The 21,064-nt window shown below is 65.6% G+C and carries 23 protein-coding genes; 17 read left to right on the top strand and 6 right to left on the bottom strand.

Going from position 1 to position 21,064, the window contains the following annotated elements:
• Positions 1 to 61: 61 nt before the first annotated feature.
• The 7 genes from WEG36_05990 (at position 62) to WEG36_05960 (ending at position 4,302) form a co-directional block, all read left to right on the top strand.
• Positions 62 to 637, top strand: coding sequence for a YdeI/OmpD-associated family protein (locus tag WEG36_05990; GenBank protein ID MEX1257151.1), 576 nt, complete (start codon positions 62 to 64; stop codon positions 635 to 637).
• Positions 638 to 668: 31 nt separating this feature from the next.
• On the top strand, positions 669 to 1,079 hold the full coding sequence (locus WEG36_05985; protein MEX1257150.1) for a DUF3052 family protein: 411 nt from the start codon (positions 669 to 671) through the stop codon (positions 1,077 to 1,079).
• A 51-nt stretch (positions 1,080 to 1,130) separates the two neighbouring features.
• Positions 1,131 to 1,661 (top strand): putative metal-dependent hydrolase, encoded by a 531-nt coding sequence (locus tag WEG36_05980; protein ID MEX1257149.1) that lies wholly within the window; start codon positions 1,131 to 1,133, stop codon positions 1,659 to 1,661.
• 26 nt (positions 1,662 to 1,687) lie between these two features.
• Positions 1,688 to 2,092, top strand: a complete 405-nt coding sequence (locus tag WEG36_05975; protein ID MEX1257148.1) for a DMT family protein — start codon at positions 1,688 to 1,690, stop codon at positions 2,090 to 2,092.
• A 61-nt stretch (positions 2,093 to 2,153) separates the two neighbouring features.
• Positions 2,154 to 2,702 (top strand): GNAT family protein, encoded by a 549-nt coding sequence (locus WEG36_05970; GenBank protein MEX1257147.1) that lies wholly within the window; start codon positions 2,154 to 2,156, stop codon positions 2,700 to 2,702.
• 162 nt (positions 2,703 to 2,864) lie between these two features.
• On the top strand, positions 2,865 to 4,130 hold the full coding sequence (locus WEG36_05965) for an ankyrin repeat domain-containing protein (GenBank protein ID MEX1257146.1): 1,266 nt from the start codon (positions 2,865 to 2,867) through the stop codon (positions 4,128 to 4,130).
• A 10-nt stretch (positions 4,131 to 4,140) separates the two neighbouring features.
• Positions 4,141 to 4,302 (top strand): hypothetical protein, encoded by a 162-nt coding sequence (locus WEG36_05960; GenBank protein ID MEX1257145.1) that lies wholly within the window; start codon positions 4,141 to 4,143, stop codon positions 4,300 to 4,302.
• A 4-nt stretch (positions 4,303 to 4,306) separates the two neighbouring features.
• Here the strand turns inward: WEG36_05960 and WEG36_05955 are convergent, their stop codons facing one another.
• Entirely contained in the window at positions 4,307 to 4,690 is a 384-nt protein-coding gene (locus tag WEG36_05955) for a PIN domain-containing protein (GenBank protein ID MEX1257144.1), read from the bottom strand.
• A gap of 588 nt (positions 4,691 to 5,278) precedes the next feature.
• Here WEG36_05955 and WEG36_05950 point away from each other — a divergent pair.
• Together WEG36_05950 and WEG36_05945 are read left to right on the top strand one after the other, a co-directional pair.
• Entirely contained in the window at positions 5,279 to 5,674 is a 396-nt protein-coding gene (locus WEG36_05950) for a DUF6152 family protein (protein ID MEX1257143.1), read from the top strand.
• Positions 5,675 to 5,727: 53 nt separating this feature from the next.
• Positions 5,728 to 8,466: a hypothetical protein gene (locus WEG36_05945; GenBank protein ID MEX1257142.1), complete on the top strand. Its 2,739-nt coding sequence runs from the start codon at positions 5,728 to 5,730 to the stop codon at positions 8,464 to 8,466.
• Positions 8,467 to 8,754: 288 nt separating this feature from the next.
• Here the strand turns inward: WEG36_05945 and WEG36_05940 are convergent, their stop codons facing one another.
• The 4 genes from WEG36_05940 to WEG36_05925 form a co-directional block, all read right to left on the bottom strand.
• On the bottom strand, positions 8,755 to 9,120 hold the full coding sequence (locus WEG36_05940) for a hypothetical protein (GenBank protein MEX1257141.1): 366 nt from the start codon (positions 9,118 to 9,120) through the stop codon (positions 8,755 to 8,757).
• A 399-nt stretch (positions 9,121 to 9,519) separates the two neighbouring features.
• Complete coding sequence (locus tag WEG36_05935; protein MEX1257140.1) at positions 9,520 to 11,460, bottom strand: hypothetical protein; 1,941 nt, start codon at positions 11,458 to 11,460, stop codon at positions 9,520 to 9,522.
• A gap of 578 nt (positions 11,461 to 12,038) precedes the next feature.
• Positions 12,039 to 12,479, bottom strand: a complete 441-nt coding sequence (locus WEG36_05930) for a PIN domain-containing protein (GenBank protein ID MEX1257139.1) — start codon at positions 12,477 to 12,479, stop codon at positions 12,039 to 12,041.
• Entirely contained in the window at positions 12,470 to 12,700 is a 231-nt protein-coding gene (locus tag WEG36_05925; GenBank protein MEX1257138.1) for a hypothetical protein, read from the bottom strand. The genes WEG36_05930 and WEG36_05925 overlap by 10 nt, the downstream gene beginning before the upstream one ends.
• A gap of 342 nt (positions 12,701 to 13,042) precedes the next feature.
• Here WEG36_05925 and WEG36_05920 point away from each other — a divergent pair, with 342 nt between their 5' ends.
• From WEG36_05920 to WEG36_05900, 5 genes are all read left to right on the top strand, one after another.
• Positions 13,043 to 13,534 (top strand): transposase zinc-binding domain-containing protein, encoded by a 492-nt coding sequence (locus tag WEG36_05920; GenBank protein MEX1257137.1) that lies wholly within the window; start codon positions 13,043 to 13,045, stop codon positions 13,532 to 13,534.
• Positions 13,535 to 13,689: 155 nt separating this feature from the next.
• Positions 13,690 to 14,211, top strand: a complete 522-nt coding sequence (locus WEG36_05915; protein MEX1257136.1) for a transposase — start codon at positions 13,690 to 13,692, stop codon at positions 14,209 to 14,211.
• A 9-nt stretch (positions 14,212 to 14,220) separates the two neighbouring features.
• Positions 14,221 to 14,436 carry a hypothetical protein gene (locus WEG36_05910; protein ID MEX1257135.1) on the top strand — a complete coding sequence of 72 codons (216 nt, stop codon included), beginning with the start codon at positions 14,221 to 14,223 and terminating at the stop codon, positions 14,434 to 14,436.
• A 273-nt stretch (positions 14,437 to 14,709) separates the two neighbouring features.
• Positions 14,710 to 14,937, top strand: coding sequence for a DUF433 domain-containing protein (locus WEG36_05905; GenBank protein MEX1257134.1), 228 nt, complete (start codon positions 14,710 to 14,712; stop codon positions 14,935 to 14,937).
• A 175-nt stretch (positions 14,938 to 15,112) separates the two neighbouring features.
• A complete protein-coding gene (locus WEG36_05900; protein MEX1257133.1) occupies positions 15,113 to 15,265 on the top strand; it encodes a DUF5615 family PIN-like protein in 153 nt (50 codons plus the stop codon).
• Between the two features lie 94 nt (positions 15,266 to 15,359).
• On the opposite strand, the gene WEG36_05895 is transcribed toward WEG36_05900, so the two are convergent.
• Positions 15,360 to 15,902, bottom strand: a complete 543-nt coding sequence (locus WEG36_05895; protein ID MEX1257132.1) for a PIN domain-containing protein — start codon at positions 15,900 to 15,902, stop codon at positions 15,360 to 15,362.
• A 92-nt stretch (positions 15,903 to 15,994) separates the two neighbouring features.
• Here WEG36_05895 and WEG36_05890 point away from each other — a divergent pair, with 92 nt between their 5' ends.
• The 3 genes from WEG36_05890 to WEG36_05880 all read left to right on the top strand — a co-directional run bounded on the left by WEG36_05890 (position 15,995) and on the right by WEG36_05880 (position 20,705).
• Positions 15,995 to 19,420 (top strand): type ISP restriction/modification enzyme, encoded by a 3,426-nt coding sequence (locus tag WEG36_05890; GenBank protein ID MEX1257131.1) that lies wholly within the window; start codon positions 15,995 to 15,997, stop codon positions 19,418 to 19,420.
• Positions 19,421 to 19,756: 336 nt separating this feature from the next.
• Positions 19,757 to 20,128: a hypothetical protein gene (locus tag WEG36_05885; GenBank protein ID MEX1257130.1), complete on the top strand. Its 372-nt coding sequence runs from the start codon at positions 19,757 to 19,759 to the stop codon at positions 20,126 to 20,128.
• 154 nt (positions 20,129 to 20,282) lie between these two features.
• Complete coding sequence (locus WEG36_05880; GenBank protein MEX1257129.1) at positions 20,283 to 20,705, top strand: hypothetical protein; 423 nt, start codon at positions 20,283 to 20,285, stop codon at positions 20,703 to 20,705.
• Positions 20,706 to 21,064 lie beyond the last annotated feature (359 nt).

Genomic DNA, 21,064 nt, shown 5'->3' with positions numbered 1-21,064 from the left:
CGACGGGTCAGGCTCACATTAAATCTACCCCGAAACTGGATCATGGACGACGAGGACCCCGATGCAAGAACGATTTTTTCCGACCTCGGCGGCGTTGCGGAAGTGGCTGGCGACGAATCATGACAAGGAAAACGAGCTCTGGGTCGGACTCCACAAGAAAGGATCGGGAATGCGGAGCATCACCTGGCCGGAGCTTGTGGATGAACTTCTTTGCTTCGGCTGGATCGACGGAGTTCGCAGGACGGTCAACGAGTCCAGCTATTCGATCCGGGTCACGCCGAGGAGGGAACGGAGCATCTGGAGCAAGGTGAACACCCGCCGTGCGAAGGAGCTCATGGAGCTCGGGCTTATGGAGCCGGTAGGCATTGCGGCGTTCTCTCGCAGGGACGAGGCAAGGTCGGGGGCGTACTCTTTCGAGCGGGACGAGGCGAAGCTGACGGAGGGGGACGAGGACGAGTTTCGATCAAAGGAGGCGGCTTGGCGTTTTTTCCAATCGCAGCCCCCGTCGTACCGAAGGGCGGCCCTGCGATGGGTGGTCAGCGCGAAGCGGGAGGAGACTCGACGAAGGAGGCTAGTGAATCTGATCGAGGATTCTGAGAGGGGCGAGAGGATCGGTCCGCTTCGACCCCGCCGATGAATCGGCGGCGCGTCTGAGGGAGGAAGCCGCGATGACCGCAGGGTATTCCGGCACGCCGCTGGTCCAAAAGCTCGGGATCAAGCCCGGCATGAGGTGCGCAGTGCTGGGTCCCCCCGAACACTATCGGGACCTGCTGATCGGACTCCCCGATGATGTGAACTTCGTTGGCGAGTCCGCTTCCGGTCTCGACTTTGTTCATCTCTTCGTGCGAGGGGAGGACGGCCTCATGGACCGCCTTCGGAGACTGCGGGAGAAGATCGCCCAGAACGGGATGATCTGGGTATCTTGGCCGAAGAAAGCCGCCGGAGTCAGAACGGACCTGACGGAAGACCTCGTCCGCCAGGCCGGCTTGTCGGCGGGCCTCGTGGACGTGAAGGTATGCGCGGTGGATGAGATCTGGTCAGGGCTCAAGTTCGTGATCCGGAAGGCGGATCGGCGCTGAGCCGGAGTGTACCCAGTGACGGTTGCCGTCGAGAGCCAAGGCGAAATCGAAGTGAAGACAGACAACCTCCGTTATCCCATCGGTCCCCTCCGCGTCCAGCCCTCCCTCTCCGACGAAGAGAGGCGCCGGGCGATCGAGGAGATCGCCGCCCTCCCCGCGGAGCTCCGAAATACGGTCGCGGGGCTGGCGGACGCGCAGCTCGCCACCCCCTATCGTCCCGGGGGCTGGACGGTGCGCCAGGTGGTGAACCACATCCCCGACAGCCATATGAACGGCTATGTTCGCTTCAAGTTGGCGGTCACCGAGGACGGGCCCGCGGTGAAGACGTACGAGGAGGCGGCGTGGGCCGAGCTCGCGGACGGTCGGGAGGGGGACATCGAGGTTTCGCTTCGGCTGCTGGACGCCCTCCACGAGCGATGGGTCGCCTTCCTTCGCTCGATGACCCCGGCACAGTTTCAACGGATCCTGAGGCACCCCGAGCTCGGGACGATCTCCGCTGAGTCGTATCTCCAAACCTACGCATGGCACGGCCGCCACCACCTCGCGCAAATTTCCGGCCTGGTCGAACGCGAAGGATGGTGATGCAAACACACCTTTCGGGAGGCTGAATGCTCAAAGCCGCGGTGCTGCTCACGATCTCGAACGTCTTCATGACCTTCGCCTGGTACGGCCACCTGCGTCACCTCGGGCGGGCACTGTGGATCGTGGTGCTCGTGAGCTGGGGCATCGCCTTCCTCGAGTACTGCTTCCAGGTCCCCGCGAACCGGATCGGATTCGTCGCCGGGATGAGCGGAGCGCAGCTCAAGACGATGCAGGAGGTGATCACCCTCGTGGTCTTCGTGATCTTCGCCGCCTGGTATCTGAACGAGCCGATCCGCTGGAACACCGTGGCGGGGTTCGCCTTCGTGGCCCTCGGCGCGACCCTGGTCTTCGCGCCCTGGTCCCGCCCCGCGGGGATGGAGCCGCCCAGCGCCCCGCCACCCGCCTCTCTCAGCATCGAAGCCGCGCCCTGAGTCGGTTGGCCGGGCGCCTCCGGGCTGCGCCGCCCCACCTGCCTTCCGAAGGAAGTCCCACATGGCGGAAGTCATCCGACTCGAGCGGTGCGAGCTTCGTCCCTGGAAGAAGAGCGACCGGGCTTCGATCGCGAAACGGGCGAACAATCCGAAGATCGCCATCCACCTTCGCGATCGCTTTCCCTATCCTTACAGGGAAGCCGATGCGAAGTCATGGCTCGCCGTCGTCACGAAGGAACGGCCCCCGCACCATGCCGCCATTGCCGTCGGGGGCGAGGCTGTCGGCGGGATCGGAGTGCATGTTCAGAGCGACGTCCATCGCCGGTCCGCGGAGATCGGATACTGGCTGGGCGAAGATTTCTGGGGGCGGGGGATCATGACCGAGGCGGTGCGCGCTTACACCGAGTACGCCTTCGAGACTTTCGACATCTGCCGGCTCTTCGCGGGGGTCTTCGAGACGAATCCCGCCTCCGCGCGGGTTCTGGAAAAGGCCGGATATGTCCTCGAAGGACGACTGAGGCGAAGCGTCTACAAAGACGGAAAGATGCTGGACCAGCTCCTGTACGCGCGGGTCCTGGAAGAGGAATCGCCGGCACGAAAATCCGATTGACGATGGGGCGTCGCCACCCTACGCTTCTCCCAGGCGTTCAGGGCGCCTCCCGTCCGCGGAAAGGACCGAGTCCACCTGGAAGAAGGCGGTTCGAAGGCGATCCAACGAACCTCCTACTGGCCCGATTCGAGCGGACGCCGGGCACGCCTGAGGAGGCTCGTCATGCCCCGTCGTCACCTTCCCGTCCGTCCCAACCTCCGACAGTTGAAGCGCCAGGCGAAGGAGCTCCTTCGCGAGATCCGCGCCGGTGATTCCGAGGCGCTCGCTGATTTGAGGGCGTTTCACCCCGAACCCCTCGACCCGGCCGAGGCCAAGCTTAATGACGCGCAACTCGTCCTCGCGCGGAGCTACGACGCGCCGAGCTGGCCTCGCCTCGCGCTGGCGTGCGACCTGGTCGCCGCGATCTGGCGCAATGACCTCTCCGAGGTCCGGCAGCTCGTCACGAAACACCCGAATCTCCTCCACGAAAGCGCCCTCGTGCGGGAGAGCAACTGGGGGCCGCCGATGTCCTACGCCGCGAATCTCGGGCGGGACCGGATCATCCGGTTCCTCCATGGGCTCGGGGCGGAGGATCAGATGCACGCGCTCGGGCGCGCTCTCCTCCAGGGCAAGCTTGGGACGGCCCGCCTCCTCCACGATCTCCTCGGCCAACCGACCCCTCCGCGGGACGCGCTCGAGGGACCCGCGTATACGCTCGAGCCGAAAGCGACGGCGCTCGTCTTAGAGCTCGGCGGTACGGTCTACGATGAGTATGGACAGAGGCTCGCGCCCGTGGACGTCGTCCTCGAGACCGACAGCCGGAAGCCCGAGGCTAAACACGCCATCCTGGAGATGTACGTGGAGCATGGCCTCGCGCTTCCCGACACGCCGACGATGGCGCTCCACCGGGGGCGCCTCGATCTCCTCGAAGAGCATCTGCGGCGTGACCCCGGACTCCTCGGGAGGACCTTCACTCACGAGGAAATCTATCCTCCCGAGGTCGGATGCCACGACGAGGTCCTGGCCACGCATGGGACGCCGCTGGCCGGCGCCACCCTCCTTCACATGTGCGTGGACTACGACGAGGTGGAGATCGCCCGCTGGCTCCTCGAGCAGGGGATGGATCCGAATGCGAAGGCTACGGTGGACGCAGAGGGCTTCGGGGGTCATACCGCGCTCTTCGCGACCGTCGTCTCACAGCCCGCCTACGGGGTCAACTGTTGGAAGCAGCGGGACTCCGCGACCTTCGCCCGAATGCTCCTGGACCGCGGCGCCGACCCGAATGTTCGAGCTTCCTTACGGAAGCAGCTGCACCCAGGTTACGACGAACACACACTTCACGAATACCGGGACGTGACGCCCCTCTCCTGGGGCGAGCGTTTTCATCGGAGGGAGTTCGTGAGCCGCGCCTCGATGAAGCTCATCGCGGCCCGGGGGGGGATGCCCTGAGGAGGCGGAAATGAAGTGGATGCTCGGGATGCTCGGGATGACGATCGGGGGTTGGATCGGATGGGAGGTCGGGTCCCTCGTCTCCCTCTTCACTGCCTTTCTGATCGGTATCGTCGGGACTGCGATGGGCCTGTACCTCGCCAACCGGTTCGTGGCCGAATACCTCCCCTGAAGGGTCAGCCTCGAAGCTCTCGCGGGATCAGCGGGTGATCGTCGCGGATGCGGCGGTCGAGGGTGCAGAGCGGCGTGCGGCGGGCGAGGCTGTGCGCGGTGAGAAGCCGGTCGAAGGGATCGCGCGTCCAGTCGAGCGACATCGCCTGGAGGATGAGCGGGAGGAGCGGGGCTTCATCCACCACGAATCGCGGGTCGCTCCCGACGGCCGCGACGAAAGCCTCGCCCTTCACCTTCAGCTTCCCGGCTTCGGAGAGGAGGTGGATCTCGAGGAAGGAGACGGGGGACACTCCCCACGGGCGGTGCGCCTCGAGCCAGTCGAACTCGGCGAGCCGCGGGTGATCCGTCACCGCCCAGAGAAGGAAGTGCGTATCGAGGAGGAGCTTCAACTCGCTTCCTCGGGGACGACCTCACCCTCCTCGCCTTCCCACCTCCACCCCCAACGGCCGGCGCGGCCGGCGTCGGCCACGGTGATCAGACGCGAGTAGTTGGGGGGCTTCGCGACTTCCCCTTCTTACTGCATGCCACCTCGCCGCAATCACCTCTTCGAGCGCTTCCCAGCGCGCCATCAACCGAGCCGCCTCCATGGCGAGTTCCTCCCGCTCCCCTTCGAAGCGGCGCCGCGGGGTCTTCTCGAAAGCTCGGGGGAGCTAAGGGGGGCCGCCAGCGGACGCCATGCCCCTATGATGCCTATCCGTATGGCCGCGGATGACCGCTTGACCAGGTTGGAGCAGCAGCTTAGCCGGGTTGATCCGCCGGGCTAATCGTCAGTCGCGGGTGCCCGAGCGAGGTCGCCCTCGGTGAGCGGAGCCACTCGACCCAGTGAGCGTCACGCTTCCCTTTGCGTCAGTCGCCGGAGCGGCATAGAATCACCGCACTCGATTCAACCCCGCTTTCCTGAGCCTGTCCGCCACGCCGCGAGGCCTTCGCGGCGCTGAGCCTCAGCCCTCATCAGAGCCCGCACGCGGGAGCTGCCCATGCGCTCGTCTCGAGTCACGGCGGTGATGTGTGCAGCCGTTGCCCTAACGGCCGTCGCGGCCGCGTCGCTGTCGGCGCACCACAACATGCGGGCCGCGTTCGACTTGAATACGCGCCTCACCCGCACCGGCACGCTCACGAGGATCGAATGGTTCAATCCGCACATTCACCTGTTCGTGGACACGCAAGACGATCAGGGTCAGGCCGAGCGGTGGTCATTCGAGGGACCGGCTCCCGGTCGGCTTCAAGCGAATCGCCCCGCCATTGAGGCGTCCGTGGGCAGGTCCATCACGGTCGAGGCCAGCCCCGCACGAAGCGGCGACAGGTCCGGTCTGATACGAGAGCTCCGGCTCGCCGAGGGCCAGGTGATCGGGCTGTGTCCGCAGAATTGCTGACGACTGCGGAAGGATCCTCAATGCAGAGATCGTACGCGATCGCGGTGGCGGCGATGAGGGCCGCGCTCGCCGCGGCCGTGTGGCTCGCACCTGCATTGGCCCAGGGCCAGGCCGAGACACCCGAGCAGGCGGCCGCTCGAGCGAGACAGATTGCGGCCGCCTTCGAGGCCAACGCGGGCGTGATGAGCGTGTACGGCCGGGACGGAACGGTCGTGCGAACTGCTGGCGAGCGCGCGATTCAGACTTGGCCGGCGTTTTCGCCAGATGGCACGCGGCTGGCCGTGAGCCGGCGCAACCCCGCGACGGACAACACCGAGATCTGGGTGATCGATCTCGCAACAGGCGCCGGCGCACGGATCACGTCCGGCTCCGCGCGCGTTGAAACCTCGCCCGTGTGGTCTCCCGATGGCCGCCAGATCGTGTATGCCGCCAGCGGTTCGCCCGGGCCCGGGATCTATCGACGGGCCGCGGATGGCAGCGGAAGCGCGGAGTTGCTGTACCAGCATCCCACTGGGCCCAATCTCACAGACTGGTCGTCGGACGGGCGTCTCCTCGCCTTCTACGACAACACGAGCCTGTACTTGCTGCCACTCGCCGGACCCGGAGAGCGGAAGGCCATCGAAGTCGGTCCGCAGGCCGCTGCTCGTGGCGGCCGCTTTTCTCCCGATGGCCGGTTTCTCGCCTACGTGTCAGGGCAGTCCGGACGCGGAGAAGTCTGGATCCGATCCATTGACACCGCCGCACCGGCCGGACCGACGCTGGAGGCCGCACCGCGTCAGGTGTCCGACCGCGGTGGCGTGGGCATGATCTCGTGGCGGATGGATGGCGAGGAGCTGTACTACTTGGATGCGAACCAGGACGTCATGGCGGTGGAGGTCAATCCTCCAGCGTTCACCTCCGGAAGCCCAACGCGGCTCTTCACAGCCCCCTACCGTCTAACCGGAACCATCAGTGGCGCCACGGTCAGCCGCGACGGGCAGCAATTCCTGTTCAACGTCGCACCTCCTCCGCCAGATGCGCGGACGCTGGCCGTCCATGACCGCGCCGGCCTGCGCGTGGCGACGCTGGGCGAACGCCATCCGTATTTCAAGCCGGCGTCCTCGCCCGACGAGACGCGCGTGGCGGTCATCATCAACTACCAGAGCAATGCGGACCTGTGGGTCTTCGACGTGGCGACCGGTGCGGGAACGCGCATTGCCAGACTAATCGTGCAGGAACTCAGCGAGATGTCATCATTCGTCTGGTCGCCGGACGGCACCCAGTTGGCGTACGTGGCGCTGCGCGGCTCGTACTACGGCATCTATCGCAAGTCCGCCACGGGCGAAGGCGAGGAGGAGTTCCTGTATCAACACTCGGGCACGCCGCTCCTCTCCGACTGGTCGCCGGATGGGCGCTACCTTGGCTTTTTCACATGGGAGACTCCCGGAGCGACGATGTCGGTGGTGGCCGTTGACGGCCCTCCCGGCGCGCGTGAACCAACCGAGATCCTCAGTTCGCGGTCCAGTAGCCTGATGGGGCCGTTCTTCTCTCCGGATGGACGGTTTGTCGCGTACCAGACTGGCGAGTCCGAACGCTACTCGATCTGGGTTCGCGGCTTCGACCCTGACGGCCCGGAGGCCGCTGCACCAGCCTGGCAAATCTCCGATGGCGACGCCTGGGGAACAGGGTGGGACTGGTATGGGGACGTTGGGAAAGTCGTCTGGCCCCGTCAGGGTCGTCAGCTTTATTACATGTCAGCGAACCTGGATGTGATGGCGGCGGAGGTGACAGTCGGTCAGGACTTCGAGGCGGGTCGGCCCGAGCTTCTGTTCAAGGCGCCTGCGATGTCGGAGCTCGGTCACGTCACCCGCGATGGCGAGCGATTCTTATTCGCCGTGCCGCCGGCTCCCCCGCTCAATCAGATCACGCTGTTCGATCGCACCGGCAGGGAGCTGCGTCGCGTCGGGGAACCCGGTTTGTACGGCAGCGCCGCGTTGTCGCCGGATGGTTCCAAAGTGGCGGTGTCGCGGAGAGATCCCCAGACGGGACGCCCCAGTGTCTGGACGGTCGAAGTCTCCACTGGCCGGAGCGTGCAGGTCACCACGCCTCCCGACGGGCCGCACGACGATCTCGTCCAGTGGACTCCGGACGGCGCATATGTCGCATGGGTGTCCCCCGACGGGTGCGAAAGCCAGCCACATTGTGAGCTCTATCGGAAGGCCTGGGACGGCGCCGGGGACCGTGAGTTGGTATTCCGCAATGCGTCAGGCGTGCCGTTGGAGAGCCTCAACTTCTCGGCGGACGGCCGCTTCCTCAGCTTTGCGTCCGGGGCCGCGCTGTTCGTGGTGCCGTTGACCGGGAGCGACGCGCTCGCGAGGGAGGCCATCGCCTTCCCCGGCGACGAGTTCGAGCGGCGATGGCCGACCTTCTCTCCCGATTCCCGGTTTGTCGCCTATATGTCAGAGGAATCTGGGCGCGGAGCTGACTACTACGTCCGGTCATTCGACGCGGCCGAAAACACGATTGGTGAGATGACGTGGCGGATCAGCACGCATGGCCCTGCGGTGGGCGGCAGTGTCTGGCGGCCCAATGGCAGGGAGATTCTCTACACCAGGCGGCTGAATGGCTCACCGCCGCCCGCGGGTCAGGTGGAGGTGATGGCCGTGGAAGTCACCACGACGCCGACGTTCCGGGTGAGCGAGCCGCGTGTCCTGTTCGCCCTGCCGGCTCCGACGCCGGGGTTCACGTCGCGCGCGTTCCAGTCCTTCACTTCCGACGGTCAGACCTTCGTCGTCCTGCTGCCGGTTCCCTGAGCCAATACACAGAGCCGGCTCCTCGACGAATAGGGAATTCAACCACCCTCCTGGGCGTCTGGCCGAAGCTAGGACGGGGAGTCGAGAAGGTCCAAGAGTTCTCTTGAGGCCGGCCGCTGCCCGATAGCCACTGGAGACGGACGGATGTGGGGCGGGGCGCGAGAGCGCGAGCGGGGGTGAGGGGCGGAGGTCGATCCGAGATGCCGACGTGGCGACGGATGGTCCGGACGGTGGGAAGACCGATGATGAACGAAATGATCCGCATCTCTCGCCGAGCGTGTCACCGGATCACTTCGTAAGCGCGTACATTCGGAGGTACTGCACGTCGAGCTCGTCGGTCCAGATGCCGGCGATGAAGTCGGGGCCGATCTGCCGGACCTGGAATGCCTCGGGGGTCTCCACCATTCCCAGGAGGTAGCCCTCGGGCGCGAACACGCTCCACTCCTCAGGGCCCGTGGACCACCGCATCTTGAAGTGGCGCACCCATAGGTACCCCTCCGAGTCTTCCAGCAGCTGTGAGAAGGCGGGGATGGTTTCCGGGTATTCGACCTCGAGGAGCGCCCGCTCCACACTCGGAAGGTCCCGATTGCTCAATGTCGCCGCGAACAGCGTGGACTCGCGGAAGCCGTCGCGGTCGGCCTCGGTCGTCGTCAAATCCAAATGCGACGCGCGAATCCGGCTCTCGCGACCGTCGGCGAGCGAGATCCGACGGACCTCGAATCCGTGGATGCTTCCGACGTACAGGCTCCCTTCCCCCGCGACGAATGCGAACGGCTGTCCGAACGGCAGGGATGGGATGACGGATCCAGGATCTGGCAGGGATGGGATGACGGATCGATCATAGGTGAGTGAGCTTCGATCGCCTTCGGCGAACGGTGGGACCGCTACACGATAGCGGTCCGGTCCGTCCTCCGCGCCGATCCCGCCACACCATCAGCAGGCGTGGGACCATCCGATTCCCCCTTTTTTTTCGGAGCTTCCCGGATCCGACGTTCCGCCCTCCACAGGCAAGGACGTCCGGGTGCCCGCGGAGTGCAAAGGCCGCCTCCCGCCTCAGGGGCCGCGCCAGCGCGACTTCCGAGTCCGCACGATGCTCCGGCCCTCGACGGCGTCCAAGACCTCGAGGAAGCGCGGGCGGCGCCGGTAGGTTTCGCGTAGCTCCGCGACGCGCTCCTTCCACTCCGACTCGCGGCCTAGGGATTTGAAGATGGGTCGCATCCTCCGGAGATACGATCCGGCGGCCTCGTAGGCGGCCGGCCTCGCTTCCTTCAGCCATGCATCCAGGGCGCGCTCGTAGATGGCGAGGGCACGGTCCGGGTGGGACTCGGCAACGGCCGCGGCCACGCGGTCGGCCCGCGGCTCTCCGTACTCATAACGGGGATTCCGCGACCGACCCTCGGCTTCTTGGATTCGATCGTACCAGCGGAGCACCTCCTCCGGTCGCTTCGCGGCGATGGCGAGGTCCATGAGGACGTCGTAGTGCGGCCTCGGGGAGGTCCGGGCTCGTCGCGACGCGAAGGCCAGCTCGTCCGGCACGGGAAGGGGCCAGTCGTCCGCCACCCGGATCTCGACTTTCCCCCTCTTCGAGGTCGTGATTCCGATCGGAGGATCGCCCGTCTCCAGGAATCGCTCCGCCGCACGCCGCACTGCTTCGAGGCACCCGGATTTTCGCGCCGCAGCGCACAATTCCTGGTAGGTCGCGACGCTTGGAAGGTCGAAGAGCCGCCATGCGGCGTGCGCGGCCACGACCGGCCACTGCTTGCGGCGGCGCGCCATCTCGCAGAGGGACCCGGCGAGTCCGGACGCGATCCCCGGAAGGGTGTCGAGGGTGGCTTCGATACCCTCCCGCGCCCATCGGGCGGCGTCGGCGTCTTCGCCTTCCGCGATCAGGTGGTCGACGAGGCGCTGATAGCTGCCGGTGGCCCGCGCCTCGGATTCGAGGATGGGAAGCCCCTCGCTCGACCGCCCGGCGTACTCCAGGGCCCGGACCCGCATGTCGGTGATCCGGTCCCGCTCGTAGTCGCGCGCGAAGGAACGAACCGACCCACGCCAGCCAGCCGCCACCGACCTATCCCCTTCCTTCAACCGGTCGGCCAGCGCATCGGCCACCCGGGACCAGTCGGCGGGAGGATAATCCGCGTCGAGAACCGGGTCCGCCGCGCTCCCGACCACCTCGTAGTCATCCTCCAACAAGGCGTCGACCGCGAACAGAAGTTTTTCGAACCCGCTCAGGGAGGACCGGACGACGGCGTCGAACACGACCGGGAGGCAGTCGTTCAGAGCGATGGCGGTGTCGCCCTCATCGTCGGCCCGACCCACCTGTTCGATACCGCGACGAATCAACTCGCGCCCGATCGACACCACCTCGTCGAAATGTCCGCTCTGGGCGAGGCCTTCGAGGCGGCGCTGGAGCGGCTGGTAGTCGGGGATCTCCCTCTCGCTCGTCCAGTTGTTCCGCCATGGCTGGATCGCGGTCACCCGGAGGAGATCCCGGTGGGCCTCCTTCACCAAAGCCCCAACCTTGCCTTCGGCGAGCGCGATCCGTTCGCGGAGGTCGGCACTTACCTCCGGGTACCGCTGGACCAGCGAGCCGATCAGCACCGCGAGTTCGTCCGCGCTCCGGCCGCGAAGATACGCGCGGACCTCTTCACCGCTGTCGGACCGGGAACGTCGGGACGCTCGGCCCCGCGTCGCGCTCGAGTGGACCGGCTCCGGTTCGTCGTCGAGATCTTCGTCAAGACCGAACGACTCCTCGGCCAGAGCCTCCCAGCGAGGATCGTCCGGATCGGCCCGCGGCACGTCGAGATCCTCGGCCAAGGCATCGAGCAGGGCGACCACCACCGCGACGGCGTGTTTGCACTCGGTTCCCACCGGACAAGTGCATTGGGAGGAAAGGGATCGGACTTGTCCCTGCTTCGTCCGTTGGACCGTGACGACGTACGGTCGGGTGCCCGTCACCGTCGCGAGGAGTTGATCGCCGCTGGCGATCCTCAAATCCTTGACGCGATCCTCCTGCTGATAGCTTCTCCCCCGAGACACGCTCCGGCTGCCCGCCCATTGCTCCAGGTCCTCCCAAGTCAGGGTTGACCAGGAGTCCGGCCCGGGTTCCTTCCGTCGATCATTGCGCGATTTCGCAACCACTGGCTCGTCTTTGAACCCGGATCGTGCGGTCGTGAGATGATGGGGGGGAAACACCGCCTGAGGCCTTACGCCGTGGGGACTTCCTGAGAAGAGGTTTCCTCACGACGGCGGCACCCGGACGGTGCGTAGCCATCGTATCCACTCCCGGCACCACGTACAAGGCCTCTCCGCGCAGATCACGGCTGCGACTCCACCCGTAATCATGTAGGGGATACCGAGCTCTTCGAGCGGCCCGATGAAGAGGCCGATCAGATCAGGATTGCTCACCGCCGACCAGATCCCGAGCCCGGGCCCAGGCTTCGCTCTCCGAGAGCGCCGGGTGGGGGCCATGGTAGGCTCAAGAATCGCCGACAGCCGCTTGTCCGGCAAGAAACTCCAGGCGCCTTCGCCTCCCTCACCACTCCGCGCGCCATCCCCTGACAGGCGATGAGTTAGAGATAGTCGCTGAGCTGAATGATCCGAAGTCCTACCGATTCCGGGATCCGCCGATCGTTGGTCACGAAGGCCGAGCACCCCTTCAGGAGTCCGGCGGCGAGTTGAAGGGCGTCGGGGGTGCGCACTTCCCATCTGGCCCGAAGCTTTGCTGCGGTTCTCAGGAGACGGTCGTCCAGTTCCACGACCTCCAGGCCACGGCTGCGCGTGAGGAGGGCTTCGTACCGCTCAGCCAGAGCCAGATTTCCGGCTCGGTACGGGACCACGAGCACCTCAAGAAGGGTGATCGCGGAGGTGACCAACTCCAGATCGCCTTGATCTGCCGCCATGAAGCAGGGGCGCAGGATGGGGAGGTAGCGCGGGTGGCGTTCCACCAGATAGATGATGGCGGCCGTGTCGATCGCCACCGGTCCCGAACCCAGGTCGGAGATCAATCCCACGCGGCTCTTTCGGACTCCACGTGCGCTGCCGCGTCCACCTTCCCCCAGAGATCCTCTCCCAACCCCTCCAGTTCCAGGATGGAGTGAAGCTCCGGCTCCTCCACCGCCTCTTCGAGAATCCGAGTGACTTCCTGGGCTACCGAGCGCCGCTCCTGTCGAGCCCTCTCCCGCAGTTTGGCGTAGAGTGGGTCCGGAAAATCCTTGATGTTCAGCGTGGCCATGAATCCTCCTTTATGGAGGAAAAATGGTGGCGCGGGCGCGGAGGGGCAAGGGGCTGCCCGCGCCCTACGCCAACAACAGCGGCGCGAGCGCGAGCCGGTCCCGTCCGCGCGTGGAGTCGCATGGCCGATCCGGCCATGTCCCCGGACGCTTGATGCCGCTGGGTTGCAGGATGGCCGCCCGCGTCCCGTGTCATCCACCGGTGGGTCCCCGCCGCCGTCGCACCGGAGCTTCGTACCGCGGGTGCTCTCTATCGCCCACGGCGTCCGACCGCCACTCCGCTCTACCCCGCGGTCCAGCATCACCTCGAGACGCTCCTCGCCGTCGCCGAGGAGACGGATTCCATGGGGTGGGGCCTACCCGGGTGGGTGGAGGCGGACTTCCGCCGGTACCTGAGGTGCGGCGTCCCGGCGCATGGCTTCGCCCGCGTGCGCTGCGGCGACTGCGGCCAGGAACGGCTCCTCGCGTACTCCTGCAAGGGACGGGGGATATGCCCGTCGTGCAACGCCCGGAGGATGGCGGAAGTCGCAGCGAATCTGACGGACCAGGTACTCCCTCATCTGCCCGTCCGGCAGTGGGTGCTCTCCCTCCCCAAGCGGCTCCGACCGTTCCTGCACCGGGACCCCGAGGTGGCCGGCACCGTGCTCGGGATCTTCGTGCGCGCCCTTCGCACGACGCTACGACGGACCAGTCCGACGGCGCCCCCGGGTTCGGAGCTCGCGGCGATCTCCTTTCCGCAGAGGTCCGGCAACTCCCTGAACCCGCGCTACCACTTCCACGTCCTCGCCATGGACGGGGTGTTCAGCGAGGCTCGACCGGCTGGGGCCAGTGCCTAACCCGACGGCCCTGCGAAGGAGGTCCGCTTCCACGAAGCCACCGGGCTCGGGCCGGAGCACTGGGCGGAGCTGGCTGGGCTCGTGCAACGCCGGGTGCTTCGCGCGTTCCGTAGGCGAGGGCTTCTCGCCGAGGACGCTGCGGCCGACATGCTCACATGGCGGGGCAGCGGCGGGTTCAATGTGGATGCGTCGGTGCGGATGAGGGAGACGACCGGGCCGGCCTCGAGCGGCTCGTACGCTACTGTGCCAGGGGGCCTCTCGCCCTCGAGCGCCTCCATGCTCCCGAGGGAATCACCTCTCTCGCCTCACCCGGCGCTCCGCTCCTCTACCGCCTCGCCGCACCGGACCCGGACGGTCGCACCGAGATCCGGCTCACCCCGATGGAGCTTCTCGAACGGCTCACCCGCCTGGTCCCGCCCCCACGCATCCACCGCCACCGCTATCACGGCGTCCTCGCGCCCCATGCGAGGCTGAGATCCGTCGTCGTCGCCCTCGGCAGGCCGCACCTGGAGGTGGCTCCGCTCCCTCGTCCCGCCGAGCCCCCCCGCGAGGCCGCCCCGACGCCGGCCCCGATACCGGTGCCCGCGGTGAGCCGCCTGCGCACGTCCGCCCGCATGTCCTGGGCACGGCTCCTCGCGCGCGTCTACAAGGTGCTTCCGCTCCTGTGCCCCGCCTGAGGCGGTGAGATGAGGGTCATTTCGTTTATCACCGACCCTCCCACCGTCCAGGCCATCCTCCTGCATCTGGCGCTTCCACACCGGCCTCCGCGACTCACGCCCGCGCTCGCTCCCCCGCAGGCCGAACTCTCCTTCGATCAGACGCCCGCGTTCGACCCCTCCGTTCCCGAGCCTCTCCCCGAGCTCGACTTCGATCAGTCTCTACCGGATCACTGGGACGCCTGACCTCTTCCCTCCTCGGAGCTCCGCTCCGCGTTTGGCCACCCTCGCCCCTCCTCCCATCCTCCCGGCTCATCCGGACATGGCGCCACCGATGACCACGTCCTGACGCCCCGGCCGGTTCCTTCACGTACCCGGCCTCTCCCCACCACTTCGCTCCCGGATTCGTTGCTCTCCCCCAGACCCGTGTCCGACCTCGGCTGTCGCGTTCGCCAGGCGGTTTGAATTTCCTGTTCCTTGGAGATTGACCCTTGGTTCCGTCAAGGGGTATTCTGAGGCATGAATTACATGGACCGCATCATGATCGAGCCGGGGAAACGGGGCGGGAAGCCGTGTATCCGTGGGCTCGGGATTACGGTGTACGACATTCTGGAGTACTTCGCCTCCGGGATGACCGAGGACCAGATCCTGACCGACTTCCCGGACCTGGAATCCGAAGACGTTCGGGCGGCCCTGGCCTTCGCTGCCGAGCGTGAGCGAAGGCTCGTTTCGATTCCCCCCGAGTGAAGCTCCTCCTCGACGAGAACCTCTCGCCGCGTCTCGTCAGCAGCCTTTCAGACGTGTTTCCGGGGCCGGTCCAGTTCGAGACGTTGGCTTGGCACGAGTGGACGACGCCGCGATCTGGAATTACGCCCGAGACCACGAGCTCACTATCGTCTCCTAGGACTCGGACTTCCACCAGGTGAGCTTTCTACGTGGCCCGCCCCCCAAGGTCATCTGGATCCGGCGGGGGAACTGCTCGACCGGCGACATCGAGGCCATTCTGCGGTCGCGGAGAGCGAAGATCCTGGAATTCGAGGCCGAGGAGGGACCCTCCTTCCTGGCGCTCTCGTGACGGAGCACGACCGAGGCCATGCACGCCTTTGCACCGTACGCTTTCGAGACGTTCGACCTCTGGTTCAGCGACCGCTACCGCCCTTGATTTCCACCTAGCCTCGCAGCTCTCGTGGGATCAGCGGGTGATGGTCGCGGATGCGGCGGTCGAGGGTGCATAGTGGCGTGCGGCGGGCGAGGCTGTGTGCGGTGAGAAGCCGGTCGAAGGGATCGCGCGTCCAGTCGAGCGACATCGCTTGGGCGATCAGTGCCATGAGGGGCGCCTCGTCCACGACGAATCGCGGGTCGCTTCCAACCGCCGCGACGAAGGCCTCGCCCTTCACCTTCAGCTTCCCGGCTTCGGAGAGGAACTTGATCTCGAGGAAGGAGACCGGAGAAACTCCCCACGGGCGGTGCGCATCGAGCCACCCGAACTCGGCGATCCGCGGGTGATCCGTCACCGCCCAGAGAAAGAAGTGCGTATCGAGGAAGGGTCGCCCGGGCCCACGCGCCGGCGGGGGGCGGGGTCTTCTTCTGGAAACCCCCAGGCGCGGCGCGGTTCCCGCTGTCGCGGAAAGGGGATGGGGCGCTGGAGGGTGGGTCGGGACTTCGACGCGGCGCTTCCGCGGACGAGGAAGGCGGCCCCAGCTTCGCGGCATCGAACGTCCCTGATTTTCACCGCCCGCCTTACCAACGTACATTCTCGCACTTCGTGCTGCGCCGTCCCGAACCGTTCTCGCACCTTCGCGCCATGCACCCGCTCGAGACGTACCTGAAGGAGCTTCGCGACATCCGCCTCTCGGGGGGCGGCGTGAAGGAGACGTCGTACTATGCTCCGCTTGCGGCGCTCCTGAACGAGGCGGGGAAGGGACTTCGCCCGAAGGTCCGCACGATCGTGAATCTACGGGACACCGGGGGCGGGATCCCGGACGGTGGCTTTTTCACCCAGGACCAGTTTCCGAAGGCCTCGGCGGAGGAGCCGGCGGAGGGGCAGCTCCCGGAGCGGGGGGCGCTCGAGGTGAAGGGGCTCGAAGAGGACGTTCTCGCGATCGCGGAAACGGAGCAGGTGGAAAAGTACCTGGGCCGCTACGGACAGGTACTCGTCACGAATCTGCGCGACTTCGTCCTCGTGGGCGCCGACCACACCGGGCAACGCCGCGTCCTCGAATCCTTCCGGATCGCGTCGTCGGAGGACGCCTTCCTCGAAGCCCTGAAGCACCCCCGCAAGTCCGCCGCCGAGAGGGGTGAGCCCTGCCTCGAGTACCTGAAGCGCGTCCTTCTCCGCCCGGCCCCGCTGGCGGAGCCGAAGGACCTCGCCTGGTTCCTCGCCTCGTACGCGAAGGATGCCCTCGCCCGCGTCGAGGCCTCCGAGCTTCCCGCCCTCACCACCCTTCGGGAATCCCTCGAAGGCGCGCTCGGAATCCGCTTCGAGGGAGAGAGAGGGGAACACTTCTTTCGCTCGACGCTGGTGCAGACGCTCTTCTACGGGGCCTTCTCGGCCTGGGTGCTCTGGAGCCGGCAGGGGGGAGAGGGACGCTTCAACTGGCGGGAGACGGTCTGGAACCTCCGGGTCCCGATGATCCGGACCCTCTTCCACCAGGTCGCGAATCCGGCTCGCCTTCAACGCCTGGAGCTCGTCGAAGTGCTCGACTGGACGGCGGAAGCGCTGAACCGGGTGGACCGCACCGCCTTCTTCACCCGCTTCCGCGAGGAGCACGCGGTCCAGTACTTCTACGAGCCCTTCCTGGAGGCCTTCGACCCCGAACTCCGCCGACAGCTCGGCGTTTGGTATACCCCGCCCGAGGTGGTGAAGTACATGGTGGCGAAGGTGGATCACGTTCTCCGCACCGAGCTCGACGTCGTGGACGGGCTCGCGGACCCCCGTGTGGTCGTCCTGGACCCCTGCTGCGGCACCGGAGCCTACCTGGTCGAGGTGCTGCACCGCATCGAGCGGACGCTCCGCGAGAAGGGGGACGACGCCCTCCTCGCCACCGACGTGAAGAAGGCCGCGCTGACCCGGGTGTTCGGCTTCGACATCATGCCCGCCCCCTTCGTGGTCGCCCACCTTCAGCTCGGGCTTCTCGTCCAGCAGATGGAGGTCCCCTTCGCGGAAGAGGAGCGCGCCGGCGTCTACCTGACGAACGCCCTCACCGGGTGGGTTCCGCCCAAGGACCCGAAGGACCAGCTCACCATCGCCCTCCCCGAGCTCGCGGAGGAGCGGGACCAGGCGGACCATGTGAAGCGGGAGGCGCCGATCCTGGTGATTCTCGGAAATCCGCCGTACAGCGGGTACGCCGGCATCGCGATCGGGGAAGAGCGCGACCTGACCGATGCCTACCGGATTACGAAGCGGGCGCCGAAGCCGCAGGGGCAGGGACTGAACGACCTCTACGTGCGGTTCTTTCGGATGGCCGAGCGGATGATCACCGAGATGGAGCCCCACCGGGGGGTGGTCTGCTTCATCTCGAACTATTCATGGCTGGACGGGCTTTCGTTCACCGGAATGCGGGAGCGGTTCATCGAGCGGTTCGACCGGATCGACATCGATTCGTTGAATGGGGACAAGTACCGGACAGGGAAACTCACCCCGGAGGGGGATCCCGACCCGAGTATCTTCTCGACCGAAACCAACCGGGAAGGGATCCAGGTCGGAACCGCGATCACGACCCTCGTTCGAAAGGAGGCGCACGAGACCACCGATTCGATCCGGTACCGCGACCTGTGGGGGAAGGGGAAGCTCGCCCAACTCGAAGGAGAGAGCGAGGCGGTCGGGGCGGTCGAGTACGAGGCGCTCCGGCCGGCGGCGGAGATCGGGTACCCGTTGATGCCGCGGAAGACGGCGGAAGGGTATCTGAGCTGGCCGAAGCTGCCGGAGCTGTTTCCGCAGTCGTTTCCGGGCATCCAACCGAGTCGAGACGAATTTCTGGTCGACATCGATCGGGATCGGTTGGAGGCCCGGATCGAACGATACATGGACCCCGGCGTTCCCGATTCGGCAATCGGGGCGGAATATCCGTCCGCGATGGCCGTCTCCGGCCGCTTCGACGGCCCCGAAGTCCGCAAGTATCTGGTGGGGCGCGGAACGCAAAAGGGGAGGATCATCCGATACTGCTACCGGCCCTTCGACGTGCGGTGGCTCTATTGGGAGCCGGAGACGAAGCTGCTCGACGAGAAGCGGAGCGAGTACGTTCCGCACGTGGACGGAAATATGTCATGGGTTGTCCTGCCACGAACTCACCGACGTCAGTTCGATCCCCCGGTCGTGACCAGCCGCCACGGATCGCGGCATATCGTTGAACGGGGCGCGAACCTCTTCCCAATTTCCCTCTTGGGGCCAGACGCGCCAAAGGACCTCTTCGCTCAGTCCGAGTCGCCCACAACATCAGTGGGTGATCGTCGCAACAATTTGTCGGCTCTTTCCAGGACCTACATGGACGACGTTGGTGCCGGTGGGGACAGCGCTTCCGCCCTATTTCATCACGTCATAGCGGTCCTCTATTCTCCTTCATACCGCGCGGAGAACGAAGGCGCTCTCCGCCAAGATTGGCCGCGCGTACCGTTGCCCGGCTCGCGGCAACTGCTCGATTCCTCGGCCGAGCTCGGACGTAGGCTTGCGGCTCTGCTGAACCCGGAGTCTCCCGTCGTCGCGGTGACAACGGCCGGAGTAACCACTGGCGCGATGCGCCCGGAACTGCGGGCCATCGCCCCCATCACGAGGGTCGGCGGAGGCCAGCTCGATCCGGATGCGGGGGACCTCGACGTGACGGCCCGCTGGGGATACGCCGGGGCACGCGGCGTGACCATGCCGGGGAAGGGAAGGGCGGAAGCGCGTCCGTACACGGAAACGGAGCGGGATGCGATCCTGTCGTACGGGGATGCGAGCGATCCGCTGGTACTCCTCGGAAATACCTGTGTCGACGTGTACCTGAATGATCGCGCCTACTGGAGGTCCATCCCGTCCCGGGTCTGGGAGTACACGCTAGGAGGCTACCAGGTGATCAAGAAGTGGCTGAGCTACCGAGAGAAGGATCTCCTCGGCCGCGGGCTGAAGCCGGATGAGGTCCGAGAGGTGACGAACATCGCGCGACGAATCGCGGCGATCCTCCTCATGGAGCCGGAGCTCGATGAGAATTATCGAACGGTAGCCGAGTCGGCGCGGCGATCAGAGGTACACTGAGGGGTAGCATGGCAGGGAAGGGCCGAGCCATCCCGGAATCTTGCGATTCGTGATAAGTCCCTCCAGATCATGAATTGCGACGCGACGGATTGCGACGTGTGCAGAGGGATTGCCCCGTACGAGGGTTCGCGTAAGTTCGGATCTGGAGGGTGTTTGCGACTTGGTAGTGCGGAGATAAGTAGTTATACGCAACGGCAAACCGAAAATCGGGTCGGAGGCGTCCAGATCAGACGCGCGAATGGTCCGTTCACCAGCGATCAGGCTGGCAAACGACTCGCGGACCACGAGCTATACCAGCCCGATCCATCAGCGGAGTGAGAAGTTCAGCTGCGTCCCATGATTCGACACGACTGGATACAGCTCGGGAAAAGCGCGGTAGCGGCATTCTTTACCCCGCCTCCGATCATTGCTGTGCTCCAGAAACTGCCGGGCCTAGCCATCGTCCTAATCGCGTCCTACTGGCCGGGTCGCCTCGCCGCCGCGAGCCTCGCCGTCATACTGCTTGGCTGGCACCTAATTGGCATTCCGATTTGGAGTTCGCGGGTTGCCGAGGCCTCCCGAAGAGATGCCCTCCCGGTACAAGGAACAGCCAGGGACCCGCGAGAAGTCCACTTCATCTTCTGGAGTACCTTGCTCGGCATCGCCCTGTATGCCACGCTGGTCGGAATGATTGTGACGAGCGCTGAGCCCCTGTATTCTCAGTTTTGAGGCGAGCGTGTTGAGACAACGGGGACTGAATCGCCGATACGACCTGCATCCGTTGGCGGATCTTTCGCGCACCCGGGAAGGTGTCAAGCCGGAGGACGCCCGGAGGGTAAGCTCATAGCTGATCGCCCGAACTACTGTTTCAAGGAATTGTCCCATGGTCGTCGTCGCGTATGTGATCGTACTCGTCGTCAGTCAGTTCGTTTTCACCGCGGGCGTGATCGGAGTGGGACTTATCGGTGGCATGGTTTTCGCTCTGGTTCCAGAACGACTGCGCATGCCGTTCCTCGGATTCCTCGGCGGTGTGGCAGGTGCCGTGCTGACCGTCTTCGCTGCTGAACTCCTGTTTGGTTGGATCGCTGGCCCGGAATCAATTGGCTGGGGATCGTTCGCCGCTGCTGTGGTCCCCTTGGCCATTCCAATTGTGAATGATTGGAGCAAGTACCGGAAATTGCGGCTCATTGAGAACGACGCACCGCCCCGAGTCGCAGAATTTGGGGCGTCATCATCGTCAGCTCTGGGCACCACTCCAATTGGGGCAATCGTAGGCATTCTCCTTGGTGCTATTCTGTTCACTTGACTTGCCGAGGCGGTAGAACGAAACACTCGTTCTCGTTGTACGTGACCAACTCCGAACCGAAAGACGAAGTTTCTTTCTTGAGGATGATCTCGAAGACTTGGGGCGGTTTGCCGCAGCGTATAACAACGCGTGTGCCGACTCCGGGCCTTCGGCCCTCCGTTGTAACCCTTCGCCTTGGCACGTGCCGTGCAAAGCACGGCCCGCGCCAAGACTCAGGGTTCGGCAACGCTGGAACGTTATACGCCATTGCCGATTCATCTCGACGAGACGTTGGAGCGCGGAACGCTATGCCTAGGGGAACGCAAAGGGCTTAGATTGTCTTGATGTCGCTTCGATTCGAATGGGATTCCCTGAAGGCG

The organism is Gemmatimonadota bacterium (assembly GCA_040882465.1).
In the GTDB taxonomy this organism is placed as follows: domain Bacteria; phylum Gemmatimonadota; class Gemmatimonadetes; order Longimicrobiales; family Gaopeijiaceae; genus JBBEBG01.
This window is presented reverse-complemented; position numbering and strand designations above follow the sequence as displayed.